Origin of the sequence: Cystobacter fuscus (assembly GCF_002305875.1) — a bacterium.
In the GTDB taxonomy this organism is placed as follows: Bacteria; Myxococcota; Myxococcia; order Myxococcales; family Myxococcaceae; genus Cystobacter; species Cystobacter fuscus_A.
The window spans coordinates 8,594,634-8,617,693 of record NZ_CP022098.1; the positions used below are offsets into that span (position 1 = coordinate 8,594,634).

Consider the following 23,060-nt stretch of genomic DNA (forward strand, 5'->3'; position numbering starts at 1 on the left):
GTGCCCAAGGTCCACTTCAAGAGCCCCCTGGACGACGTCACCGTGGAGGTGTCGCCGGGAACCACGCTGCTGGACGCCGCCGAGAAGGCCGGCGCCCAGGTCGGCCACTCCTGCGGCGGCGTCTGCGCCTGCTCCACCTGCCACGTCTGGGTGCGCAAGGGTCTCGAGTCGCTCTCCGAGCAGCGGGACGAGGAGATGGACCGGCTGGACATGGGGTTCGACGTGCGCCCCTACTCCCGCCTGTCCTGCCAGAGCGAGGTCGGCCAGGCGGACGTGCACGTGGAGATCACCGAGGAGTCGCTCTCGGCCTATATGGACGAGAACCCCGTCGTGCGCCGCCGCCTCGAGTCCGAGGGAAAATGGCCCCTGAAGAAGTAGGTTGAAACAACTGCTTGACGGGGACGGTTCAGGCATCTATACACCGCCCCCGTCGACGCAACGCACCGCCGAGACGCCGCAGCGATGCAGCAGCAGCCACCTGCCCAGGTGGTGGAATTGGTAGACACACTAGATTCAGGGTCTAGCGCCTGCAAGGGCATGGAGGTTCGAGTCCTCTCCTGGGCACTGAAGAAGGCCCCGACTGAAAAGTCGGGGCCTTTTTCTTTTTCCGCCTCTCACGCGGGGCTGTGCACGGGCTCCACGGCCTCGTGGGCCATGTGGCCCGCCGCCTCGCGCGCCAGACTGCCGCCCCGGCGCAGGTCCTTGATGCGGATGCCGCGCATGCGCACGGACACGGCCCCCAGCGACACCTGGCTGAGCAGCGTGCCCAGGTGGGTGAGCGCCGCGAAGGCCGCGGCGTCCTCGGCCGAGGCCCCCAGGCTGCGCGCCGCCCAGCTCGTGACGAAGTAGTAGATGCCCATGCCCGCCGGCACGCCCGGCAGGCTCTGGCCCAGGGCAATCGCCGCCAGGACGATGGTGCCGGCGAAGAGCCCCCCGGAGATGCCCAGGCCCCTCAGGGCCAGCCCGTAGGCCAGCGCGGGCGCCAGCACGGGCCCCACGGAGAAGAACAGCGTGCGGGCCATGCCCCGGAAGCTGCGCGCGGTGCCCAGGCCCTCGGAGACGTGCCCCAGGAGGTGGCGCACCCGGGGCAGCCGGTTGCGCCGGCCCAGCGCCCGGGCCAGCGGCAGCGCGTAGTGGGCCAGCAGCACCACCAGCACCACCAGGCCCACGCACGCCCCCACGGCGATGCGCAGCGGCCCGGAGAACTCCGCCATCTTCTCCCCGAAGGGCCCCAGGAAGGACAGGGCCACCAGCCCCATGAGCGCCGCGAACTCCAGCAGCTTGCACACCGCCACCGAGCCCAGGGCCTGGAGGAAGGGAATGCGCTGGGTGCGCGACAGGAGGAAGCAGCGGATGAACTCACCCAGCTTCCCGGGCAGCGCGTTGTGGGTGAAGGCGCCGATGGCCACCAGGTGGTAGCGCTCGCGCAGGGGCACGGGCTTGCTCAGCGTCGTCTGCCACTGCACGGCCCGCAAGGGGATGATGGAGGCGGACAGCAGGAGGAAGGGGATGAGCCAGGGCAGGTGCCCGGGCAGATCCTCGATGAAGCCCTCCAGCGAGAAGCGGGGAATGAGCAGGGGGCCCGGTCCGAAGTTCCACCGGAAGAAGGCGCTGGAGATGAGGAACACGGACAGCACCGCGCCCACCACCACCGCCAGCACCTTGAGGAACACTCGGCCCCCCGCCCTGTTCTTCATGACGCCGCGACCTCCACCAGCGCTCGGCGCCCCTCGCGGTAGACGCTCGACAGCCGATCATGCAGTTGGGTGCAGTGGCTCATCGCGGACAGGTCCACCGGCAGCTCGCGCGGCCAGCAGATGACGCTGTTGGTCTCCGTGCGCGTCAGCCCCCCGTGCGAGCCGAACTCCCAGGCGAAGCCCACCGTGCCGCCCTTGGAGACCGCCTGGCCGAAGAGCACCAGATCGCCCGCGGTGGGCATGTGGGGCAGCTCGCGCAGGTAGTCCGCCACCGCGCGGCGCGAGAACTCCGAGGACAGGGGCGCGCTGTCGATCTGATGCGCCTCGTATACCTGGCCCCCGATGATGGCCACCGCCTTGTCCCGGCGGCGCACCGCCACGATGCCCAGGTCCGGATGGCGCATGGCCCGGCCGAGCACCTCCGGGAAGCGCGCCACGAGCTGCGCGGCCTCCAGCGGCTCGCGCCGCCGCGTCAGGTACACGTGCGAGAAGTTGCCGGACTCGACCACCACCGGCTCCTCGGGCCCGCTCAGGGACACCTCCTCGAGGAGCGGACGGCCATCGAGCAACGCCCGGCGCACGTCCTCGGACAGCGGCAGGGGCGCCCCCTCCAACAGGAGCTTCTCCAGGCGCTTGCCGGTGCGCCGCTCGATGGCGTCGCTGTCCACGTGGCCGTGGTCCGTGAGGAAGACGATGTCGTAGCCGGGCTCCACCGCCTTGGACACGGCGTAGAGCTCGGCGAGGTAGGAATCCACGCGCCGCAGCTCCGTGAGCGCCTGCTCCGAGCGGGGGCCGCGGCGATGAGCCACCTCGTCGTAGTTGCCATAGACGAGGTAGATGGAGGGCACGCCCCGGATCATGTCCACCATGGCCTTGGTGTGGGCGAAGCTCCACCCGAGCCGCTGCAGGAAGATCCGGCTGACGAGGTAGCCCTGCTCGTGGCGCCAGTCGCGCTGCATGCGCGCCCACCGGTACACCTCGCGGAACGAGTTCCACGCGTCCTCGCCGAACGAGCGCAGGTACGACAGGGGCTTTCGCGTGCTCCCCGTCAGCACGCCCTCGAACTCGTACTTGAAGCTGCGCAGCATCGTCTTGTAGCTGGCCACCGTGCTCATGCACAGCCGGTTGCGCGCCTCGGCGCGGAAGAGCGCGAAGTAGGCATGGCCGCCCTCGGACAGCAGGCTCGTGCCCGAGTCGCGGCCCAGCCGCGACTCCATGGCGAGCGCGTCCGCCGGGGTGTTCATCTGCACCTTGCGCCCCAGCTCCCGATCGAACCAGCTATAGGCCGGCAGGTTGGGATGGCGGATGCCGTAGAGCAGCCCCGCCTGGAAGAAGGGCGTGGAGGCGGGCGAGCCCCAGAACGCATCGTCCATGGCATAGGCGCCCGAGGTGACGAGCCTGGAGAAGAAGGGCATCTGTCCGGTGCGGACGGCGTTCGCCAGGTGTGCCTTGGGCACGCCATCGAGGTGGACGATGAGCAGCTTGCGTTGACGTGAAGCGGACAAAGGGCTCATCTTCGAGCCGACTCGGCGCACGTACTCGCGGGCCCACGTCTGCAATTGCGGGTTGATGACTTCGTTCACGGTTTCGTTTCCCCTCCCCGGCCGGGAAGATGTGCACGGAGGGAGCCGCCAGCCGTGCGAACCGGGGTGTTTCGAAAGCTCCGCCGCAAAGCGGCCAGCCAGGCGGGCCGTTCGGTCGGGTCATGGTCCCCATCCCCCTGGGCATGGCACCTTGGGTCGTCATGCTTCCGACCGCGCTGCTGCTGCTGACAACGCTGGCCACGACCCCTTCTTCCGCAACCGCTGCCCCCCTCGAGGCGCCCGTCCAGAAGGAGAAGGGCGCGGACGCCATCGTGGTCCCCCTGGTGAGCTACAACTCCGACCTGGGCATCACCTATGGCGGCGTGGCGGGCGCCTATCTGTACTCGCCCGGCTATGTGCCCTACCGGCATGCCATCGCCATCCAGGCGATGTTCACCAGCCGGGGACAGCAGAACCACTACCTGCGCTACGACGGGCCGCGGCTCATCGGGCCCATGCGCCTGGAGCTGCGCCTGGAGTACCGGCGCGAGCTGCTCAGCCCCTTCTACGGAGCGGGCAACGTGTCCGCGCAGGACTTCCGCGGCAACGAGAACCAGGAGCGCTTCAACTACAAGAAGGGCTCGCCCGGTGCGTGGATGCGCCTGCGCGGGCGGCCCCTCGGCGAGAGCCACCCCTTGCAGGCATACGTGGGCTACGCGTGGCGCTACACCGAGGTGTCGCCCTTCGAGGCCTCGGTGCTCAGTGAGCTCAAGCCCGTGGGCATCGAGGGCGGGCCCACCGGACAGGTGTCCGCGGGAGTGATGTGGGACACGCGCGACAACGAGTCGGACCCGGTGCGCGGCGGCGTGGAGGAGCTGAGCGTGCGCGTATCGGGCTCCGCCACGGGCAGCCGCTACCAGTACGGGGGCGTGACACTGAGCGAGAAGCGCTTCTGGCAGTTCGGCTCGAGGGTGGTGCTCGCCCAGCGGCTGACGCTGGACGCGCTGTTCGGAGAGGTGCCCTTCTTCGAGTGGGTGAACACGGGCGGCGTGAGCGTCTCGGAAGGCATTGGCGGCATGAGCAGCGTGCGCGGCATCGAGCGCAACCGGTTCGCGGGCAACGTCAAGGCGTTCTCCAACACGGAGCTGCGCGTGCGCGCCTTCGACTTCCACCTGTTCGGCGCTCCGGTCTACACGGGCGGCGTGGCCTTCGTGGACGTGGGACGCGTGTGGCACCCGGACGTGGCGGACGGCCCCTGGTGGATGGTGCATCCGGGCGTGGGCGCTGGCCTGCGCGTGGCCCGGCGCGCGGCCGTGGTGCGCTTCGACTGGGCCATGTCCCCGGAGACGCTGCGCCACCGCGTGTACATCAACTTCGGCCACATGTTCTAGGCCGCGGCTCCTCCAAGCGCGGAAGAACAAGCTTCGCAACGGGAGAGAAATCACCCGGAAACATGCGGCACCGACACTGGCGAGCGTCGAATCCTCACCCCAGGAGGTAGCCCATGCGTCGGTTCTTCCCTCTCCAGGCCGTGCTCACCGTGGCGGCATCGTTGGTCTCCGCGTCGGTGCTCGCACAGCCACCGCCGCATCGGCGAGGCCCGCCCCCCGAGGCCCTCCAGGCCTGCGCCGCCAAGAGCCAGGGCGCCACCTGCACCATCGACTTCCCGGATCGCCAGCTCGAGGGCACCTGCGAGTCACACCATGGAGAAACCCTCGCCTGCCGGCCGGCGCGTCCTCCCGGTCCTCCTCCCGAGGCCCTCGCCGCCTGCGCGAACCTCCAGGAGGGCGAGGCCTGCACGGTGACGTTCCACGACAGGCAGCTCCAGGGCCAGTGCCACACCGGCCCCGATCAACAGCGCGCCTGCCACCCCGAGCGCCCCCACCGGGAACACCCTCCGGAATAGGAGGCTACGGAGAGACAACGGGCGTCACGGGCTCGCCCTGGCGGAAGCGCGCCTCCGGACCCGGGCCCACGTACACCTGCACGGTGCGAAAGCGCGGCGTGCTCTCGGCCACCCGAACCGAGTGGCGCAGTCCCGCGGGGATGTAGACGGCGTCGCCCTGACGCACGGACATCACCTGCCCCTCGACGGTCATCTCCGCCCCACCCTCCTCCACGTAGATCATCTCCACGCTGTCCGCGTGGACATGCTCGGGCACCGTGCTTCCCCCCTGGAGTTCCAACACGCCCATCGAGGCGGCACTGGCACCGGTCTCCTCGTTGAGGAGCAACAGCGCGGTGCCCTTGCCCTGGGCGATACGGAAGGTGGGGGCCCGCGCGCCGTCCACCACGTAGCGCACGGGCTGGTTGGAAGAGACGCGGGCACAGCCCACGCCCACACACAGCAGGGCCGACAGGAACACGGTGCGCATCACGCCTCCGTCCCGACTCATCGATGGTTGAGATACGTCGAGTGACACGCCACGCACGTCTCCACGAGGCGCCCGTAGCTCTCCGCGAGCGCCTTGTCGTCCCGCTTCTCCGCGGCCTCGCTCACGGCACGAGCGCGCAGGCGAGCCTCGTCCTGGAGGACGAAGAAACGCTCGGGCAGGAGCGCGTTGAGATCCGCCTCACCGCCGGGCAGCGGCCGGATGATCCGGGGCTCGGCGGAGATGTGTTTGGCCGCGGCGCGCGCGACGTCGTACTGGAGCAACGTCACGCCATACATGAGATCGCGCGCGTCCTGCCCATGCCGCTCCATCTTCTGGCGCAGCAGGGACCGGGCCTGCTCGGGCAGATAGTCCGGCTTGCCCAACGAGGAGGGAGGCGACTCCTTGTTGGCCGCCTCGGCCTTGGGCTTCTCCGCCTTGGGCTTCTTGGACGAAGCGGCCTTCTGGGGCTCGGGCTCCGCGGCGGAGGCATGGAAGACAAAACCCGCGGACAGGAAGCCCACGAGCACGAGGGGGACGCGAAAAGGAGTGTTCTTCATCGAATGGGCTCACTGACCGTGATGCAACATGGAGGCTTCTGCCCGCCTCAGGGAGTCGCCGCGGCAGCGGGGTTGCCCGCCTTGATCCAACGCGCCAGCGAGAGGGCCTCCTGGGTGGACATGACGTCCGCGTAGCTGGGCATGCCCGTGCCGGGCCGGACCTTCTGGGCGTCGAGGATCCACATGGCGACCGTCTCGTCGGGCTTGCTCCGCGCGTTGACGAGGGCGGGAGCGAACATGGCGCCCTCGCCGTGGCAGCCGCGGCATTTCAAGCTGGCGAAGAGTTCCTCCGGAGGCCGTGGCGCCTGGGCGGTGGCGGTGTTTCCGGAAGCGGAGGGCGCCGCCTCCTTCTTCTCCGAGCAACCCGCGAGGGCCACGGCCATCGACAAGAGCACCGTGTGGGACAGCGGAAGGACGAGGGGCATGCGGTTGGAGCGCTTGCGCATGCCCCCTCCTCTACTACCACTGGCGCGGGGAGGACCAGGGGAAGGGGGCCAGAAGGGCGTCGCCACCGTGTCGCCCTCGAGAAGGGGCGGGGGAGCCTCGCATGAGGCTCCCCCGGGCAATGCCCCCTCGCGTCGGGACGCGACGGGGGCTACGGGGTCACTTGTGAGAAGCGCACCTTTTGCACCCCCTCGATCATCTGCAGGGCGAGGGGTGCGGACGTGTACTCGGAGCGGCTCTGGACGCTCTGCAGCTTCTGGGCGAGCTCACCCATGTGGATGACGCCGAGCGCTTCGTCCTTCTTCCAGGGGACGGGGAACTGGTGCTCCAGGATTTCACTCCCCGTGTCCCGGTCACGCGGCGTCTTGCGGAACCTCGGCGCCTCGTTGACGGGCGCATCCACTCCAAAATGCATCGCCTCCGGCTGGAGGTGGATGTCCACCGTCTTCACGTCGCCTTCGAAGAGACACAGGAGCACGTTGTCGTTCAGCCGCTCCATCCGCGCGAGGTTCAACATCTCATCCGGAGGCTGGAAGGCGTTGTCCTCGATGAGGACGTCATAGCCATCCACGAGCAGATCCTTCCAGCCGGAGACCACGGACGAGCGCAGCAGGAAGCCCGTGATCAACCGCTCCGCCTCCTCCAGGGGGCTGGCGCTCCTCCGCCGCAGCTCCAGACGCCTGTCCGCCTCGGTCACCCGGCCAATGCTGTTGGCGCCATCCAGCAGGCACTTCATCCAGCGCCAGTCCATCCGGAAGAACCGCAGGGACTCGGCGGGGAGGAGCCGCGCGTCGGGCACCAGGTATTCGAAGGGCACGCCGCGCAGGTCGCGCAGGTCCTCGAACCACTTCCTCACCACCTCGGGTTGCCCGGGCGGGGTGCGCACACTCCGGAAGGGCATGCGGGACACGCTCCGCGACCGCTGCTCCTCCTGGCGCTGCGCGAGCCGGCCCGTGCGCTTCCATTGGTAGAGAGCGAGGGAGACCGCCTGGTTCTGCAGTGTCAGCCGGCGCCCGAGCTCCCAGGCCGAAGCATAGGAGACGTCGAACATGCCGGTCCGCGCCTCGTAGCGCAGCAACTCGTCCGCGGCCAGGGCGGGCAATGCCACCGGCTCCTGCACGTCGCCGGGGCTCAGGGGGCCGTGGTACCACGAGACCGTCTTGTCACCCTGGCGAAGGGCGTGCGGCAGGGGGATGCATCCCCGGGCGAGATACGGAGCCGCTTCGGTCTCGACCGCCTCGGTCAGCCTGAGCGTGCTCGGCTCCCGCTTCACCTTCGAGAGCAGCGCGGTGAAGCTCTGGTCCGGATCCAGGCACGAGAAGCTCCACCGCTTCAGGCTCACGAGGCGGATCAGCGCCTCTTCGCCAGCACTTCCGAAATCGAACTCCTCGGAGTCTTGATGGTAGCGACCCTCCACGGAGACCAGATAGGCCGTGCTGGTTCCGCCCTCTTGGGGCAGACGATTGCAGAGCACGGTCGCATGGGTATTGGTGCTGGCCGACGGGTCTTCTTTCTTCATGCCCTTGAGCTGGCGCACGTGGGCCAGATAACCCAGCTCGCTCTTCTTGGGCAGCACCGCCTCGAGCAGCCGCCGCTTCACCTCGATCACGCTCACGCTGTCGTCCGGGTCCTGCCCCACCTCCTCCTCGAAGGGGGGGAACGTGGCCCCAGGAGCCGACGCCAGCTCCCGCAGCGGGAGGATGCGCTCGACCGGTTTGTCCTCGGGCGAGCTGAAATCCGACTCCCGGAACAGCAGGAGGGCGAGCCACGGGAGATTGGGATCCTCGTTGTCGGGCGAGCGCTCCCAGGGCAGTGTGCTGCGGGTCAGCGTGATGTGGGGCAGGACATTCAGATGGTCACCCAGGCTTCCCTCGGGCGGGAAGACGCCGGCCACATCGCTCGGTGCGAGCGCGGTGAAGCGCTCTCCCGTGACCACGAAGGTGAGGCTGCGCTCCCAGGTGGCTGGCGTGGAGACCTTGTCGCTCTGGAGCGTCTGGAGCGACTGCGTCAGGTCCACGCGGTAGGTGCCGCTGTCGAGCGGGGGCTGGTGATACTGGATGAACTCGACGAGCGGGGCGGTGTCGGTGCGGGTCTTTCCAGTCATGATCGGATTCCTCGAAGGGATGGGCGGCTCACTGGACCTGGGGAGCCACGACGAAGGTTTGTGCGAGTGATTCCGGATCGAGCGACACGTCCCGCTCGGGATCGAATCCCAGTCCCTTCAGGAGCTGATCACGGAGGTCATTCCGTCCCACCGTCTCGCGCAGCCGCTCACGGCGCGCCGCATCGTCTCCGCTGATGGGCTGGAACGCGGCGATGGGCTCCCACTGGAAGGCGTCTGGAATGGGGGTCGTGTCGTAGCGCAGCACATCCGTGCGGATGTTCTCGGTATGGCCGGGTGCGGGCTGTGCCTTGATCTGGACGTCAAAGCATGTCACCACGCCTTCCACGAAGCCCGGCTCGTCCGCGGTGGGAGGAAGCACCCGATCCTCGGAGGCCGTCTTGGCCGTGCCCCACACCGCGGAGGGGACCTTGCGCGTCATCGGCGTGAACGTGAACCAGTCCGTCACGTCCAGCTCTCCATCGTCCGTGAGCTTCGTGACCCGGAGCCACTGCTCCGTCTCGAGATCGTCTGGCATGACCGCCATGGGACGGATGCCGAAGGCCCCCTGGGCACCTCCCATGCCGATCTCCTGCCTCCCCTCCCCCTGGACGGCCTTCTTCGTGGGGACGAAGGCATCCGTGGTGAGCGCGAAGTCCTTGGGGTTGACCACCCAGAGATCCTCCGCCCCCTTCTGCAGCCGCCGCAGCAACCCGTTCGTCACCCCCAGGGTGCAGATCTCCTCCCCCGGAGGCAGGAATCCGCTCTGGAAGTCCTCCCAGCCAATGGCCTTGGGATGGACGCTGCCCTGGTCTCCGAACTCGATGGTGAAGGAGAACAGGGTGACGTCGATCTCCGCGTAGCCGCCGAAATCCGGTCCCCACAGCCGCAGGGCGGCCGACACGTCGACATCTCCGAGGAAGCCGAAACCGGCGCTGATGCTCACCCGGAGTTCGATGTCGTAATGGTAGGGCTTCCAGCTGATCAGGAAGTCGGCGCCAGCACGGAAGGTGGCGTGCGCATCCCCCGACTCGAAGCTGACTTCCAGCGAGCCGCCCGCCATCACCGCGTGCGCACAGAGCGCGAAGTAGCCTCCTCCCTTGATGATGGCCACATCGCCCAGGCGCCAGTTGAAGCCCAACCGCGGCACCAGCGGGTAATGGTCGGGGACGGGGAATCGCGGGTGGTAGCCGCCGGCGGTGATCACGAAGTCGCCCGCGTGCGGCCCCGCCAACCACGTGTAGAAGGCATAGCCTCCCGTGAGCTTGCAGTCCTTGGACAGGATGTAGGAGGACGGCGTGAGCTGGGCGATGACGCCCAGGAAGCCCTCCTCGGGGATGAAGGAGGCCTTCAACGCCAGCTCTATCTGCGCGATGGGGTCCACGCCCGAGTTGGCCGCCCCGAAGGGGATGCTCAGGTTGGCGAGCCCGAGCACGTGCACCTCGAAGCGCTCGCCCAGCTTGACCGTGAGCAGGGCGAACCCCGACAGCAGCTTGAACGAGGTGAACTTCACCCCCACGGCCAGGAAGCCATCTCCCACGCTGGGCGTGAGATAGGTGGACAGCAGGGCGACCTTCTCCTGGAGGAGCGCCGCCCGGCTGTTCGCGTCACCGATGTCGTTCTGCCCGCTGAGCGCCTCCCGGACCAGGGGGAAGTCCTTGATCTTGTCCACCGTGGGAATCGTCAGCGCCCGGTTGACGCCAAAGCCCGCGGACAGCCCCTCCACGAAGAAGAAGGGCGGCCCGCCCAGGGGCACGCCCAGCACGGCATAGAGGAACAGCGAGGGCTCGCCCTGGAACTGCGCGTAGCCGCCAATCGCGCTGAGCGAGATGGCCCGGCCGCCCATCTTCGCCTTGAGCAGCGCCAGGCCGTCGTAGCTCTCGACCTTCTCGCCCTCCACCTCCATCTCGCGGCGCAGGAGGGTGCCGCCAATCTCCAGATTGGGCGTGCGGTAGTCGAGCGCCAGGCCCTCGAGGTGGAAGCGGGGCGGCGAGCTCATCGTCACCGGCGCGCTCACGGACAGTCCGGACAGGCCCAGGGACAGCGGCCCCAGGGCAAGGGACGCGTCGAGCAACAGCCACAACTCGCCCGCGTCGAACTTCACCCCCACGCGCTCCAGACTCACCGGGCCCACGGCCTTCTGGAGCGAGAACCACTGGGGCTCCATGCCGCTCCGGGTTCCGGGACCCTCGACGATCTGACCGTTGTCGCTCACCTGGACCGGGACGTTGATGGGCAGCGTGAGGTCGCCGATCTGGAGCTCTCCCCGCAGCGTCACCCCCTGGGGGAGCACTTCCTTGCCCAGGGGCACGCCCTGGGCCTCGAACAGGGGGATGAGGGCGTTCACCTCGGGCTGGGTGAGCGCGGCGGAGGCCACCATGATCCGGTAGGTCAGTTTCACCCCGTCTTCTGGCGTGAAGTTCTGACCCACCAGGGGAAGCTGCGACAGATCCAGACCCGCGCCGACCTCCACGCCAAAGAGCCGCCTGGCCGTCAGGGACGTGGGCGGCTGCTGCCACGAGGCGAAGAGCGCGTGGTTCACCTGGAGGGTGAGCCCGTCGGGGATGAGCGCGGCGAAGTCTTGCGAGATGCCCTCGACCATCTTCCGCAGGCTCGTGCTCTCACCCTCGGGGTTGGAGAAGCCCGCGAGCAGCGTCTTGCCGAGCGGCGCCGGCAGGTTGGGACGCGAGTCGATGGCGAGCTTCCCCGTGGACGCCCACTCGCTGAGGACGGAGAGATTCTTCGTGGTGTTGTCGAGCGTGACCGAGAGGTCCTCGAGGACCAGCTCCTCGATGAACCGTGGCATGGGGATGCCCAGCTTGCCGGTCAGGTCCCCAACGAGGGCTCCAATCTCCACCTGCTCGTCCTCCGCCAGCCCGCCCTCGAAGACCCAATGGGTCGCGGTGGGATTGGCGGAGGTGCCTCCCCCCGAGCGGCTCGCCGAGACCACGAACTCCTTGTCCGCGAGCGCGAAGGAGCCGTGGATCTCCACCTCGGGCCGGTTGACCCCCTCCTTCGACATGTCGAGGCCGAGCCCGGTCAGGGTCACGAGCCCCGGCACCACTTCCCACTCCTGCGCGATCTCCGCCGCGAAGGAATAGCTCTGCTCGCGGGGTTGGATGATGGCCTCCAGCCCCGTGAGCGTGAACGTGGACGGGTCACCGCTCTCCGGCAGGATGCCCGCGAGCAGCGACGAGAGCGGCGCCGTCTGTCCCTCGGGCAGGGCAACGGCGACATTCATGGAGGGCAGCGCCACCCCGGCCTTCAGCAGGATCTCATCGTCGAGCTTGAGTGTGCTCCGGGCCTCGCAGAACACCTGGCGTGTCAGGGGATCCGACGGCGACTTCACCGTGATGGAGAAGAACAGCTCCTCCAGGGCGAACTGCCCGTCGATGATCTGCCAGGGCTCGGCGGATTGGAGCTCCAGGGTGACCGAGCTGACCTGGCGGGTGGGATTCTGCTCGAGGATGAGCTCGAACCCCTGGAGGGCGATGACGTTGGCCAGGGGAACCTGGGCGGGGATGATGTCCAGGCTCACACCGCCCACGAGCTGGGTCAGGGCATCCAGCTCCGTCAGCCGGATGCCATCCAGCTCCGCGGTGACGACGAGGGGCGAGGTGTCTCCTCCTCCCTCGGCGAGCTCGCCCTTCAAGACGAGGACCTTGCCGCCATCGGCCGTCTCGAGCTCGAACTCGAGGCCGTCACCGAGCAGGGCGGCAATCCCTTCATTGGTCAGCAAGTCATCCAGCAATGCCATGGCCATCCTCGCCCTGCTCAAGGTGTTCACGCGCCGGTCCGTGTTCCGGCGGGTTTGCATCTCATCTCAATAGGAATAGTCGCCGGTGATGAGGGCGCGCCGGATCGCGATGACATGGACACGCCAGTCGTCACTGACCCGCACCACGTCAGCGAAGATGTGCCAGGTGGTGCCGCTCACCTTGGGGTAGCAGTTGAAGGAGATATCCTTGTCAGCGCTGTCATCGTCGGCATTGAGATAGAATCCAGCGACGAAGACCACCCACTCGTCTTTGGAGAAGCCGGTATTACCGCTGGCGGCGCCTCTGTTCACGGTGATGGACTTGCACTGGAATGGCGCCTCCCCCTTGAGCAGGAGCTTACCGTCGGTCTTCAGGGTCAGCTCAGGAGTCGTGGTGTGGTTGTTCGTGAAGAAATGAAGGTCATGATTCGACCTGGTGCCGAACCATCCGCCCTTGTCGCTCACATAGGTGGTGAGCGTCCGGGTGCCGTCGGTATGGCTGAGACCGTGCGCACCCGCACCCGTCTTCACCTGGAGGGGGTAATCGGGTGCATACGTGCCAATGCCCACGTTGCCACTGGTCTTCAGCGTCAGCTGGGGCTCGGTCTTGTTGTTGGCGAAGAAATGGAGATCGTGATTCGACCTGGTGCCGAACCATCCGCCATCATTGTTCACATAGGTGGTGAGCGTCCGGGTGCCGTCGGTATGGCTGAGCCCGTGCTCGCCCGTGCCCGTCTTCACCTGGAGGGGATAATCGGGTGCGTTCGTGCCAATGCCCACCTTGCCCTCGGTCGTCAGCGTCATCTGGGCAAGCGAGTTGTTCGTGAAGAAGTTGAGCTTGTGCTCCGAGAGCGTACCGATTCCGCCTCCAGGCGATCCCACACGGGTCGCGAGGACATGGGTTCCGTCCGTGTGGCTGAGCCCGCTGGAATTGCTGTCCGTTCGCACCTCGAGGGGGTGGTTGGGCGCACTCGTGCCGATGCCCACCCTGCCATCGGTCTTCAACGTCATCGCGGGGGATGAGACGCTGTTGTTCGTGTAGAACAAGAGGTCATGGTTCGTCTGGGTTCCAAACCCGGCCGCTCGGGTGCTGGAGGTCCCACGCAGCCGTGTGGACAGCTTGACCGTTCCATCCGAGTGGGTGATGCCATACGCATCCTCAGCGGTCTCCACCGTCAGCTTGTTGGTCGGGATGCCGGTGCCGATGCCGACCATCTGGTCCGCGAACTTCAAGGGCTGCTTCTGGATGAACGCCACGCGCTCACCGTCGCTGTAGCCGGTCAGCCCGCCGTAGCGAACGAGCAGCGCCGAGCGGCCCGTGGCGTGGCCCGTCTTGACCTTCGAGATGGGCACCTCGATCGCCATCCCCTTGTCCAGGGTGGTGTTGCCGGGCTTGGGCGTGAGCGTCCACTCCCCCAACTGGTTGGGCCCCTCCACGTTCCAGAGGGCGTGGCCGGGCCAGTCCGGGTCCGTTCCAGTGTGGTCTGGCTTGCCCGGGATGAGGATGCTGGACACCTGGGAGGACGTCCCCAGGGCCCAGAGGTGCGAGGTGTCCTCGCTGGACTCGAAGCGGACGGTGAAGCGGCTCACCGACTCCCCGCCCGTGCCAGGCGTCAGGAGGATGGGGACCAGGCCCGTGTTGACGATGCGCAGCACCAGGTGGTTGTCGGTATGTCCATCATTCAGGACGATGTTGGAGCTGCTGAACTCCGCCTCCAGGGAGGGAGCCGACGCGCCGCCCATGCTCATGTTGATGAGGCCGAGGTCGGAGTTCTCGGTGCGGTTGTACTCGTCATCCGGTCCGCTGAGCGTCACGTAGGTCTCGTATCGGTGCAGGATGAGCTGGGCGAGCGTGGGCCGCGTGCCCTTTCCGGCGACCGCCCCCACCTTCTTCAAGGTCAGCGCCAGGGGAGTGCTGGGCTTCACCTCCAGCGGCGCTGCGCCCTTGTAGAGGACATACAGATAGACGTCGCCCAGCGCGTACTCGTCAGCCGAGGTCGGAACACGCTTCTCGATCTCACAGAGCAGTCCCCACTGTCCGTCATGAGAGGCGTCGAGGAGGAGCTCCTCGGGTCGCACGAGCGTGTCGGGACGGAAGGTGAGCTTGAAATGGTGGTTGGAGCTGCTCACCACCATGTCGCTCACGTTCTTGAGCGTCATGGTGACGCCAGAGTGGGGCTTGGATTCGATCTCGAGGGTGTCGCTCTCCTCTGGAGACTCGTTGATGAACAGGACGTTGGTGAGCGTGTCGCTCGAGTCCGGGAGGGGAAGGTTGAATTGGAACGCGAATGCCTGGGCCATGATGGGCTTCCTCTAGCTGTGAGCGGGTCCAGCGGGGGCCGTCGTCTCGGAGGCCGAGATCTGGGCCGCGGCCTGTTGCTGGATGCGGCCAATGAGCTGGAAGACACGCGCGTAGGGCTGCCTTCCGAGCGCCTCCAGGACCTGGTTGATCTCCGCCACGCTCAACGTGAGCTGGAGCGGTTTGTTCGTGTCATGCGCCATGGTTGTTGGAGCCTCCAGGAGGTGTTTCACGCGAGAGCTTCAGCCAGCCCTCGGCGAGTTGCAGGGCGTCCGGCATCCGGGCGCGCGTCTCCGCCGGAGTCAGCGCCCGCGTCTCCTCCCACAGGCCGCGCTGCCGGGACACCCAGGACCAGGTGAAGCCGGGCTGCTCGGGTACCGGCACGCTCACCGCGCGCTCGCCGCCGGCCTTGCCGTAGGCGGCCCGGCCCGTCAGCAGCGGCGCGGAGGTGAACGTCACCTCGAGCGACGCGAGCGCCTTCTCGTACTGCTCGGGGGGAATCCGGATCGACTTGGCCGGCACGATGCTGCTGGTCGCGTGGACCTCGCCTCGCGGATCCACGAGCATGGTCAGGACTTGAGCCGGTGCGCTCACCGTCTGGGGGATCTCCACCGCCCTGTTTCCCGAGGCGGTGACGATCGAGCGCCCGGCGGGGTCGGTGCCGGAGAAGCCCGCGTGCTCGCTCTGGGGCGCATAGAAGGTGCCGTTCTCGAAGCGGCCATCCGCCTGCTCCTTCCAGTAGCCGAGGAGGCCGTCGTTGAACTGGCGGAACTCGCCGATGCGGATGGGCAGCTCCACCTGATCGAAGCCCAGCGTCCACGACTCGGGGCTCTGGGAGATGGGCGTGGGCGCCTCCCCGTCCTGGTATTGCGCGAGGGTCTCGTTGAAGACCCGCCAACGCTTGTCACGCGCCGGCAGTCCGTGGAGCTCCAGGTCCACCGACGCCCGGACCACGGCCAGGGGGCGTCCAATCAGGAGCGAGAGCGAGGGGCTGTGGGAGAGCGCCTCCGGGTCGCTCTGGTCCAGGGCGGCGTTGAGCACCGTGCCAAACGCCTTCGTGTAGTCCTGGCCCGCCCTGCCGGCGGACGTGAGGTGATCGACCACCTTGCGCAGGTGGGGGTTCTCGATGGCCTCCACGGCCACGGGATGGGTCGTGCCGGGGAAGGGATCCCAATACCCCGCCGCGTTGATGACCCCCAGCGGGGTGCCCGAGGTGGCGTACACCATCAGGCCACCGTCGAAGTTGTTGGGGATGAGCCAGCCACAGATGGGGCTCGTCGCCGGATGCGCGTTCATCTCCGGCTGGTCCTCGCCCTCCAGGGGCATGCCCGACAGCCACCGGAACTGGATGCGCGAGGGCTGGGCGAGCCGTGGCGCGAGCAGCACCCGGTGGTCATTCTCGCCGCGATCCCTCAGGGGCATCAGCTCGGAGGACACGATCGTCGTGCCCCCCTCGTCGGGCCGGGCGTCCAGGTCGTTGAGCTGTCCGAACGTGTCCACCAGGCGCAGGCCGGTGATGCGCAGCTCTCCACCGCGGAAGGGATTGAAGTCGCGCTTCGGGGTGGACGCCAGGAGCAGGGCGCCGCGGACCGTCCCCGCCACCTGCGAGGCGAAGAGGCGGTGGTCGTCGAAGCCGATGGGCTCCTCGATGTCGAGCTGCAGTGTGCGCTTTTGCATCAGGAGCGCGTCGTTGAAGCCATTGAGGGCCTGGGAGAGGATGTGCTCTTGCTGGGACTGGAGCGTCACGTAGGCCCTGAGCGCCGTGCGGAGCGTGTCGTCCTCCTGTCCCGGCTCGGGCTGATAGCCGGAGAGCAGGGCCTGGGCGTTGCCGTTCGTGTCGAGGTATTGCTCGGCCTGCGCCGCGGTGAGTCCATACAGGGCTTTCTGGTGGCTCTCCTCCGACAGGAGCAGCCGCTGCTTGACCACGTACGAGGCGATCCGCTGCTTCAGCGTCCCGCTCGTGTGCGCGCTCAGGATGCTGAACCCCCGATAGGGCTCCGAGTTGGTGACGACGTCATCGGTGTTGTCCGGCTCCCGGCGCGCCAGGTCCACCGCCTCGGGGGCGCGCACATAGCGGCGGGTGATGTGGTCTGGCGGGTAGGCGTCACGGCCATCCACCTTGGGAACGGGGTGCGGGAAGAACTGGACGTCCCACTCCAGCAGGAAGGGGTTCCAGGGCTGCTGGGTCCAGGTGGTGAAGCCCGCGCGCTCGCCGGACTGGGAGGCGGGTGAGGCGTCGATGAGCTGTCGAATGCGGCCCAGGAGCGCGTCCTCCAGCGGCAGGCGGTCGAGGCTCTCGTCGGAGACGCCCTCGAGGAGCTGGCACGCCAGCAGACCGTCCTTCTGGAGCCGGCCGTCGCGGCCATGCCGGACACCGCGCGAGAGCGACTCGCCATGCATCAAGACGACCGGATCATTGGGCTGCCAGTAGCGGGGACCGGGGATGGCCCTGAGGGCGCATGGGGGGGTGAGTCCCCATACGCGCCGCTGGAGCGCATCCATCGCACGCTGCAAGCGCGCCGCGAGCTGCTCCGCGAAGGGGGGGATGTCGAGGCTGATCAACCCCTTCTCGATTCGAATCACATACGTCCGCCCCCCGTCGGTGATGTTCCACACCCTCCCCTCGCCTTCCTCGCCGCCCTCCGCCACCACCTTCACGGTCGCGCTCGAGGAGAGCGTGATGCCGAAGTTCTTGAACTCCTTGGCCCAATGGCTGGAGGAGGCGCTGATGTAGCTGGCGTCGAGATCCTCCCGGTACTCCCGGAAGTATTGCGTCGAGCCGGCATTGACGAGGCCGAAGCGCAGCGTCTCGGGCGCTCCCACCACCTGTTGCGTGTTCCGGGGTTGCTTCCACCCGAGTTTGCCCGTCGCGAGCAGGTGCTTGCGGAGGGTGGCGAGCCCGTTGGCGCGCAGGGTCTGCATCGCGTCCGAGAGGTCCTCGGCGTCGGTGGGCTGGTCCTCGCCCATCTGGTCGCCGATCGCCTCGGGGTGGGTGGCGTAGATGAACTTGTGCCAGTCATTGAAGAGCCGCGCGCTCATGGACGCCGTGGCCTCGTTCGCCCGGTCATACGCGCCCTGGAGCTGGTTGAGCTCGCTGAGCAGGTGGGCCACGTCGTCCGGGAGGGTGACCTCCTCTCCCTCGGTGTCGCTCGCGGGATTGGCGCGTTGGATGGACCAGAGGGTGCCACCGGCACGGGCCGTGAAGCCCCGCTCGTGGCGCGCCTCGTGGAACTTCTCGTCCACGTCGAGCTGGAGCTGGTCGAGCTGATCCGTGAACTCGAGGGCGTCGAGTTGTCGCGCGACATCGCGCCGCGTGTCGGGTTCCTCCGCGAGCTGGTGGGCCAGATAGGCGGAGAGGGCCTCGGTGCCGGTGTCACCCACCGACAGGGTGAGCGTCTTCTGGCTGGCGGCGGCGTTGCTCCGGGTGGGCCCCTGGAACGTGAGCCGCGCGTGGCAGACGGTCCGGCGGGGGAGCGCGGCCTTACCCAGGTCCACCTGCCACCGGAAGCGTTGTTCGAAGTCCTGGCGGACCCGGATGCGATCCGTCTCGGATTGGTGCTGGTGGTAGAAGTCCTTCAAGACATCATCGTCGGGCCGGTCATACCAGCCGAGGACGTCGTAGCTGACACCGGACGGGTCGGCGCCCAGCGCGGCGTCCGGGTCGTGGAAGCCGAACACGCTGAAGCAGCCCGGGTAGAAGGCCGCGAACGAGGCCTTCACATGGTCGAGTGAAGCGTGCCACTCGAGTGGCCCCATGGCCGTGAGCGCGAGCTCGTACTGGCGCAGGTACTCGCCCGAGCTTCCGGAGGATTGCCAGTCCGTGACCTGCATCGCGCGTCCGATGTGCCGGAAGGGTTGGTAGGGCCCCTCCTTCAGCCGGGTGCGCGGAAAGGGAATGATGGCGGCGACGGGCTGCTCCTGCTGCGGACGCTGGACCGTCAGATCCGGGTAGAGGTAATCACTCTCGACGACCCACTGCCGCTCCACGCTGGTGCCCCGGAGGCGGCGGACCAGCCAGCGGTTGGGGACCATGGGAAAGCGATGCCGTCCGGAGAGATCCGACTGGGTGCTGCGAGTCAGCGTGTCGGGCAGGGCCCAGTGCAAGTGGATGCCTGGCGCGAGTTCCTGGAAGGTGGGCGAGAAGGGCTGGGAGAGGATGTTCTCGCTGATGTTCGCCCGGTCATTGCTGTGGCCGTAGTCGCCATCCGCTTTCTTGTAGGTGAAGGGGAGCCGGGTGTACTGCGCGAGTGCTTCGCGGACGGGCGTGGGGCTGGACAGACAGAGCGCGTCCAGGTGCATGGGGACGAGAAGGACATTGGGGGTCGTCGGCTCTCCAGCCATGGCGATGCTCCTTTGGAAGGACGTTTGACGATAGGTGTCGGACGACGACTGCGTGTACTCGTCTTGCGCTGTCTTCCCTTGCCGGGAGAGCCCGTATAACTGTCTGGTTCGAATTCGGGGGATAAGCGTTTTGCTGAATTGACAAGAAAGCAGGGATGTGCTGGGCGCGCCTCCCCGTCACCGGCCGAAACTGTCCGTGCTCGGCGAGCGGACGGATGGGGCGCTCCGCGAACAGCCAGGGGTAGCGGGCCCGCTCCTGACGACGGGAATCACTGCGATTCGCATGTCTTTCCTCACGGCTCGAGAAGCAGGAGGATGTCTCGACATTCGTACCAGGTGAGAATGGCCCGAGGTCCATCAGGTTTGCATGTTTGGGAGAAGCCGATGGGTCTGATCTGGAAGGCGGCGTCAGCTTACTTCAGCAGGGCCTGAGCCCGCTCGGTTCGCAGAGCAATGGGCCGAGCCGGTGGAGTTGGAGATGGCGCCCCTGCCGTGCTGGAAAGGACTGGGGGAGGTACGATGCCCGCTGAAGGAACGAGGCGACGCGAGCCGTCTGGGCTTACCAGTCGTGCTAGAGTTCGTCCCAGAAAGCGGAGTCGGCCAAGAAGAGGCCGCATCTTGCTAGAATGATCTCGTTCTCCAACGCGGACTGAAGCTGCTGGTACAAAAGTGGATCATCGGGGAATTTCTCTGAAGCTTCGCGCGCAAGCACCGGGTCTCTACAGAGTTCCTCGAACTTCGCGGCGTCACGTCCTGCCTCGGCGCGAATCGCCTTGATTTTCTCGGAGAACCACACAGCACTCTCGACGGTTTTCATTTGGGTTTCGCGCCTTTGAACTGCTTCTCGAGTGCGGAGATTATGTTTCTATAGAGCAGCTCAATCTGCGGCAAACTACGAAAGGACTCACAAAGCCTCGACTGCCAAAAAAAGACAGCATCGACCTCACGGCGCCGCGCCTCAATAGGTTGGAGGAAGTACTCGCGAGTTTGGCGAGCGGTCGATGGGCGCGGTTTGCTCGCCCGGCTGGCCCACCATGGGTGCCCCCGCTCCCGCGGGGACGTACCGGGGAACAGGCACTGGGATGGACGGAGCTGGAGCCACTGCCTGGGCATGAACCGCCGTGGCGACCAACATGCCGAGCCCCATAACACGGAAGGTCATTCCGAAGACTCCTACTCGAAACGTCAGCAGAGATGCTCGGCGAGTTGCACCGGGTACTGCGCCACCGGCTCATGGGACGGCCTACGGCTCGGTGAGGGTGAGCGCCAGCTGGCGCAGCTCGTGACCGTTGACGGGCTTACGCAGCTCCTTGAGCAGCGGGGTCTCACCGAACTCCTCGACAATCTCCTCCCAGGAGTAGTCGGAGTAGGCCGAGCAGAGCACCACCCGCTGCGAGGGGTGCACCTTCCACAGCTCCCGCAGCGTCTCCACGCCATTGCCGCCGGGCGGCATCCGGTAGTCCAGGAAGACCAACGCGTAGGGGCGGCCCGCCGCCACGGCCTCCCGTACCCTGGCCACCCCCTCCTGTCCCTGGAAGGCCGACTCCACCTCGAACTCCGGACCGGCGGGCCGCGCACGAGCGGAGGGCGCGCCAAAGAGGGCCGTCCGCAGCGAGGCGAGCTGCTCCGGGCTCCCGCCGCGCTCCGGACAGAGGAGCCGCCGGAAGTCCTGGTGGATGGCCGCGGAGTCATCGATGATCAGGATCCGCCGCTTGTCACTCATGCCGCCTCCGGGGGTGTGCAGGGCAGTTCCAGGGTGAAGGTGGCGCCGCGCCCGAGACCGTCGCTGTGCGCCGTCAGCGTGCCGCCCAGCTCCTGGGCCGCCAGCGCACTGGAGTGCAGACCGAAGCCGTGGCCCTCCTCCCGGGTGGTGAAGCCGTGCTGGAAGATGCGCGTGAGCAGCTCCGGCGCGATGCCCATCCCGTTGTCGCTCACCTCGATGCGGACGCGGTCGGCCGCGGGCGCCTCCACCCGCAGCGTCAGGCACCGCTGCTCCGCGGGCGCCGCATCCAGGGCGTACTTGGAGTTGCTGATGAGGTTGACCAGGATCATCAACACCTTGTGCTTGTCGGTCAGGAGCTGGGGCACGGGGGACAGGTGCCGCACCACCCGCACCTCATGACGGGTGAGCCCCGCCGAGTTGATGCGCAAGGCATCCTCCAACAGCTCCACCAGGTGGGCCGGCTCGTTGAGCCGGGGTGTCCGGGTGTAGTTCTGCTGCAGCTTCACGATGGTGCCGATGTGCTCGGTGTACCGGCCCACCTCGTCAAGCAGCGACACGGCCTCATGGGTTTCCTTGCGCAGGTGCTGTCCCAGCCCGCTCAGGAAGGGCATGACATTCCGGCCGCGCTCGTCCTGGGTGAGGAAGGTGGCGAGGTCATCGCGCCGCTCCTCGAGCAGGGTGGCCAGCTGGCTGACGTCGTCCACCTGGAGGCCCACCAGCCGCTCCTTGGCCAGCATGGCCGAGGTGTGGACGCTGTTGAGCACGTTGCCCACGTTGTGCAGCACGCTGGTGGCGACCTCCGCCCGGCCCGCCTGCCGTGCCACCTGCACCAGTTGCCGGTGGACGTCCTTGAGCTCCCGGGTGCGCTCGTCCACCCGCTGCTCCAGCCCCTCGTTGGCCTGTCGCAAGGCCTCCTCGCGCCGCTGGACCTCGTCGGCCATGAGGCGGAAGGACCAGGCCAGCTGTCCCAGCTCGTCCTGACGCCGGGTGTCCAGCTGGACCTGGAAGTTCCCGGTGGCGATCCGTTCGGTGGCGTGGGTGAAGTCCAGCAGGGGGCGGGAGATCTGCTCCCGCAGCACCCAGAACATGATGGCCAGCTCCAACACCAGCGCCGCCAGGCCGAACACCAGGACGTAGCGCGCCGCCAGGAGGGCGGGCCCGGTGAGCTCCTTTCCGGGGAGCACCGTGACGAAGTTCCAGCCCGTGCCCCCCAGCCGGATCGTGGCGAGGAATTCGCCGTGTTCCGGCAGCTCCAGCACGCTCTGGCCGGACGCGCGTGCCATCACCCGCTCGAAGATGTGCCGCAGGTGGGCCCGCTGCTCCGGGGAGCCGAACGGGGTGAAGCCCCCGGACAACGAGACGTCGCGGATGTTGTAGGCCTCGGTGCCATCCAGCTTCAGCTCGGGATGGGTGATGAGCTGACCATCGTCGCGGAAGATGACGTTGTACGAGCCGGGCAGGTGGCCTTTGGCGGTGCGGGCCATCAGCTCATTCAGGAGGAGGTCATGGCCGATGGTGGCCACATGACGGCCCTCCACATCCAATGGGGTGGAGGCCGTGACCATCCAGACCTTCGAGACCGAGTCCAGGAAGGCGCCGGACCAGGCCGTCCTCCGCTGGGGGTTGTTCTGGGGAAGGCTGTTGGTGAAGTAATCGAAGGTGTAGAGCGGAAAGTCGGGCTCGGTGTCCTGAGTATAGGTGGGGCGCTCCGGCCACAGGGTCACGAACGCTCCCTCCGGCATCATGATGTAGGTGTCCTCGACACGGGTCAGGAGGAGCGGCCCGTGCTGGACGAGCACGTCGTACGCGGCCACGAGCCGCTGGCGGAGCTCCGCGTTGGGGGACACGCCGCGGAACACCATGAACCCCGGCATCTTCGTGCCATCGAAGCCCTCGGGGCGGCTGCGGATCGTCCCGTCGGGGAGCTGGACGGTCAGGCGCTCGAAGCGGGAGGCCGCCTCCTCCTGGCTCAAGGACTGGATGCGCTCCTGGAGGGCCTTCTTGAGGAAGGCATGGTGGTCCTCCGCCAGGAGGAAGATGGACTCCTCGCGATGGCCGCGCTCGACGACCGACCGCTCCAGCTGAAGGAGAAACTGGTCGCGCAGCGTCTTGAACAGGTGCAGGTAGCTGAAGAGCGTGCTCAGGGCGATGACCAACGCGATGCGCATCCCCATCTTGAGGAGCGTCGCGCGGGCCAGGGAGGCACGAGGGCGGGAAGGAATCGGGTTCGGCATGGAGCGCGC

General features: G+C 67.4%; 16 protein-coding genes and 1 tRNA gene. 4 read left to right on the forward strand and 13 right to left on the reverse strand.

Translation table 11 applies throughout. The features are described 5' to 3' along the window. Both CYFUS_RS34590 and CYFUS_RS34595 read left to right on the forward strand, forming a co-directional pair. On the forward strand, window positions 1-378 hold the full coding sequence (locus CYFUS_RS34590; protein ID WP_095989107.1) for a 2Fe-2S iron-sulfur cluster-binding protein: 378 nt from the start codon (window positions 1-3) through the stop codon (window positions 376-378). Between the two features lie 102 nt (window positions 379-480). Beyond that, window positions 481-564: transfer RNA gene (locus CYFUS_RS34595), tRNA-Leu, on the forward strand. Between the two features lie 50 nt (window positions 565-614). Here the strand turns inward: CYFUS_RS34595 and CYFUS_RS34600 are convergent. Then, window positions 615-1,697, reverse strand: coding sequence for a lysylphosphatidylglycerol synthase transmembrane domain-containing protein (locus CYFUS_RS34600; RefSeq protein WP_095989108.1), 1,083 nt, complete (start codon window positions 1,695-1,697; stop codon window positions 615-617). Then, window positions 1,694-3,280: an alkaline phosphatase family protein gene (locus CYFUS_RS34605; protein WP_095989109.1), complete on the reverse strand. Its 1,587-nt coding sequence runs from the start codon at window positions 3,278-3,280 to the stop codon at window positions 1,694-1,696. The genes CYFUS_RS34600 and CYFUS_RS34605 overlap by 4 nt, the downstream gene beginning before the upstream one ends. 161 nt (window positions 3,281-3,441) lie before the next feature. Here CYFUS_RS34605 and omp85 point away from each other — a divergent pair, with 161 nt between their 5' ends. Continuing rightward, window positions 3,442-4,611, forward strand: coding sequence for an Omp85 family outer membrane protein (omp85, locus tag CYFUS_RS34610; protein WP_095992410.1), 1,170 nt, complete (start codon window positions 3,442-3,444; stop codon window positions 4,609-4,611). Between the two features lie 113 nt (window positions 4,612-4,724). Beyond that, entirely contained in the window at window positions 4,725-5,126 is a 402-nt protein-coding gene (locus CYFUS_RS34615; RefSeq protein WP_095989110.1) for a hypothetical protein, read from the forward strand. A 4-nt stretch (window positions 5,127-5,130) separates the two neighbouring features. Here the strand turns inward: CYFUS_RS34615 and CYFUS_RS34620 are convergent, their stop codons facing one another. From CYFUS_RS34620 to CYFUS_RS34670, 11 genes are all read right to left on the reverse strand, one after another. Further along, window positions 5,131-5,595, reverse strand: a complete 465-nt coding sequence (locus CYFUS_RS34620) for a cupin domain-containing protein (RefSeq protein WP_095989111.1) — start codon at window positions 5,593-5,595, stop codon at window positions 5,131-5,133. A gap of 17 nt (window positions 5,596-5,612) precedes the next feature. Then, window positions 5,613-6,152, reverse strand: coding sequence for a cytochrome c (locus tag CYFUS_RS34625; protein WP_095989112.1), 540 nt, complete (start codon window positions 6,150-6,152; stop codon window positions 5,613-5,615). A 47-nt stretch (window positions 6,153-6,199) separates the two neighbouring features. Further along, window positions 6,200-6,598, reverse strand: a complete 399-nt coding sequence (locus CYFUS_RS34630) for a c-type cytochrome (RefSeq protein ID WP_095989113.1) — start codon at window positions 6,596-6,598, stop codon at window positions 6,200-6,202. A gap of 149 nt (window positions 6,599-6,747) precedes the next feature. Continuing rightward, the gene (locus CYFUS_RS34635) at window positions 6,748-8,700 is read right to left on the reverse strand and encodes a hypothetical protein (RefSeq protein ID WP_095989114.1); all 1,953 of its coding nucleotides are present in this window, start codon (window positions 8,698-8,700) and stop codon (window positions 6,748-6,750) included. Window positions 8,701-8,728: 28 nt separating this feature from the next. After that, window positions 8,729-12,514 carry a DUF6603 domain-containing protein gene (locus CYFUS_RS34640; protein WP_095989115.1) on the reverse strand — a complete coding sequence of 1,262 codons (3,786 nt, stop codon included), beginning with the start codon at window positions 12,512-12,514 and terminating at the stop codon, window positions 8,729-8,731. A gap of 6 nt (window positions 12,515-12,520) precedes the next feature. After that, on the reverse strand, window positions 12,521-14,755 hold the full coding sequence (locus tag CYFUS_RS34645; protein ID WP_095989116.1) for a hypothetical protein: 2,235 nt from the start codon (window positions 14,753-14,755) through the stop codon (window positions 12,521-12,523). Between the two features lie 12 nt (window positions 14,756-14,767). Further along, the gene (locus CYFUS_RS34650; RefSeq protein ID WP_095989117.1) at window positions 14,768-14,956 is read right to left on the reverse strand and encodes a hypothetical protein; all 189 of its coding nucleotides are present in this window, start codon (window positions 14,954-14,956) and stop codon (window positions 14,768-14,770) included. After that, window positions 14,946-19,094, reverse strand: a complete 4,149-nt coding sequence (locus CYFUS_RS34655) for a hypothetical protein (protein ID WP_157758830.1) — start codon at window positions 19,092-19,094, stop codon at window positions 14,946-14,948. Before CYFUS_RS34655 ends, CYFUS_RS34650 begins: the two co-directional genes overlap by 11 nt. 571 nt (window positions 19,095-19,665) lie before the next feature. Further along, complete coding sequence (locus CYFUS_RS34660) at window positions 19,666-19,911, reverse strand: hypothetical protein (protein WP_095989119.1); 246 nt, start codon at window positions 19,909-19,911, stop codon at window positions 19,666-19,668. A 426-nt stretch (window positions 19,912-20,337) separates the two neighbouring features. Beyond that, the gene (locus tag CYFUS_RS34665) at window positions 20,338-20,817 is read right to left on the reverse strand and encodes a response regulator (protein WP_095989120.1); all 480 of its coding nucleotides are present in this window, start codon (window positions 20,815-20,817) and stop codon (window positions 20,338-20,340) included. Then, window positions 20,814-23,051, reverse strand: coding sequence for an ATP-binding protein (locus tag CYFUS_RS34670; RefSeq protein ID WP_232536977.1), 2,238 nt, complete (start codon window positions 23,049-23,051; stop codon window positions 20,814-20,816). Before CYFUS_RS34670 ends, CYFUS_RS34665 begins: the two co-directional genes overlap by 4 nt. Window positions 23,052-23,060 lie beyond the last annotated feature (9 nt).

What these genes read in the sequence shown, in the direction of transcription:
- CYFUS_RS34600 (WP_095989108.1), bottom strand. Translation starts at nt 1,697, where the DNA reads ATGAAGAACAGGGCGGGGGGCCGAGTGTTCCTCAAGGTGCTGGCGGTG.
- omp85 (WP_095992410.1), top strand. Translation starts at nt 3,442, where the DNA reads ATGCTTCCGACCGCGCTGCTGCTGCTGACAACGCTGGCCACGACCCCT.
- CYFUS_RS34615 (WP_095989110.1), top strand. Translation starts at nt 4,725, where the DNA reads ATGCGTCGGTTCTTCCCTCTCCAGGCCGTGCTCACCGTGGCGGCATCG.
- CYFUS_RS34620 (WP_095989111.1), bottom strand. Translation starts at nt 5,595, where the DNA reads ATGCGCACCGTGTTCCTGTCGGCCCTGCTGTGTGTGGGCGTGGGCTGT.
- CYFUS_RS34625 (WP_095989112.1), bottom strand. Translation starts at nt 6,152, where the DNA reads ATGAAGAACACTCCTTTTCGCGTCCCCCTCGTGCTCGTGGGCTTCCTG.
- CYFUS_RS34630 (WP_095989113.1), bottom strand. Translation starts at nt 6,598, where the DNA reads ATGCGCAAGCGCTCCAACCGCATGCCCCTCGTCCTTCCGCTGTCCCAC.
- CYFUS_RS34635 (WP_095989114.1), bottom strand. Translation starts at nt 8,700, where the DNA reads ATGACTGGAAAGACCCGCACCGACACCGCCCCGCTCGTCGAGTTCATC.
- CYFUS_RS34640 (WP_095989115.1), bottom strand. Translation starts at nt 12,514, where the DNA reads ATGCAAACCCGCCGGAACACGGACCGGCGCGTGAACACCTTGAGCAGG.
- CYFUS_RS34645 (WP_095989116.1), bottom strand. Translation starts at nt 14,755, where the DNA reads ATGGCCCAGGCATTCGCGTTCCAATTCAACCTTCCCCTCCCGGACTCG.
- CYFUS_RS34650 (WP_095989117.1), bottom strand. Translation starts at nt 14,956, where the DNA reads ATGGCGCATGACACGAACAAACCGCTCCAGCTCACGTTGAGCGTGGCG.
- CYFUS_RS34655 (WP_157758830.1), bottom strand. Translation starts at nt 19,094, where the DNA reads ATGGCTGGAGAGCCGACGACCCCCAATGTCCTTCTCGTCCCCATGCAC.
- CYFUS_RS34660 (WP_095989119.1), bottom strand. Translation starts at nt 19,911, where the DNA reads ATGAAAACCGTCGAGAGTGCTGTGTGGTTCTCCGAGAAAATCAAGGCG.
- CYFUS_RS34665 (WP_095989120.1), bottom strand. Translation starts at nt 20,817, where the DNA reads ATGAGTGACAAGCGGCGGATCCTGATCATCGATGACTCCGCGGCCATC.
- CYFUS_RS34670 (WP_232536977.1), bottom strand. Translation starts at nt 23,051, where the DNA reads ATGCCGAACCCGATTCCTTCCCGCCCTCGTGCCTCCCTGGCCCGCGCG.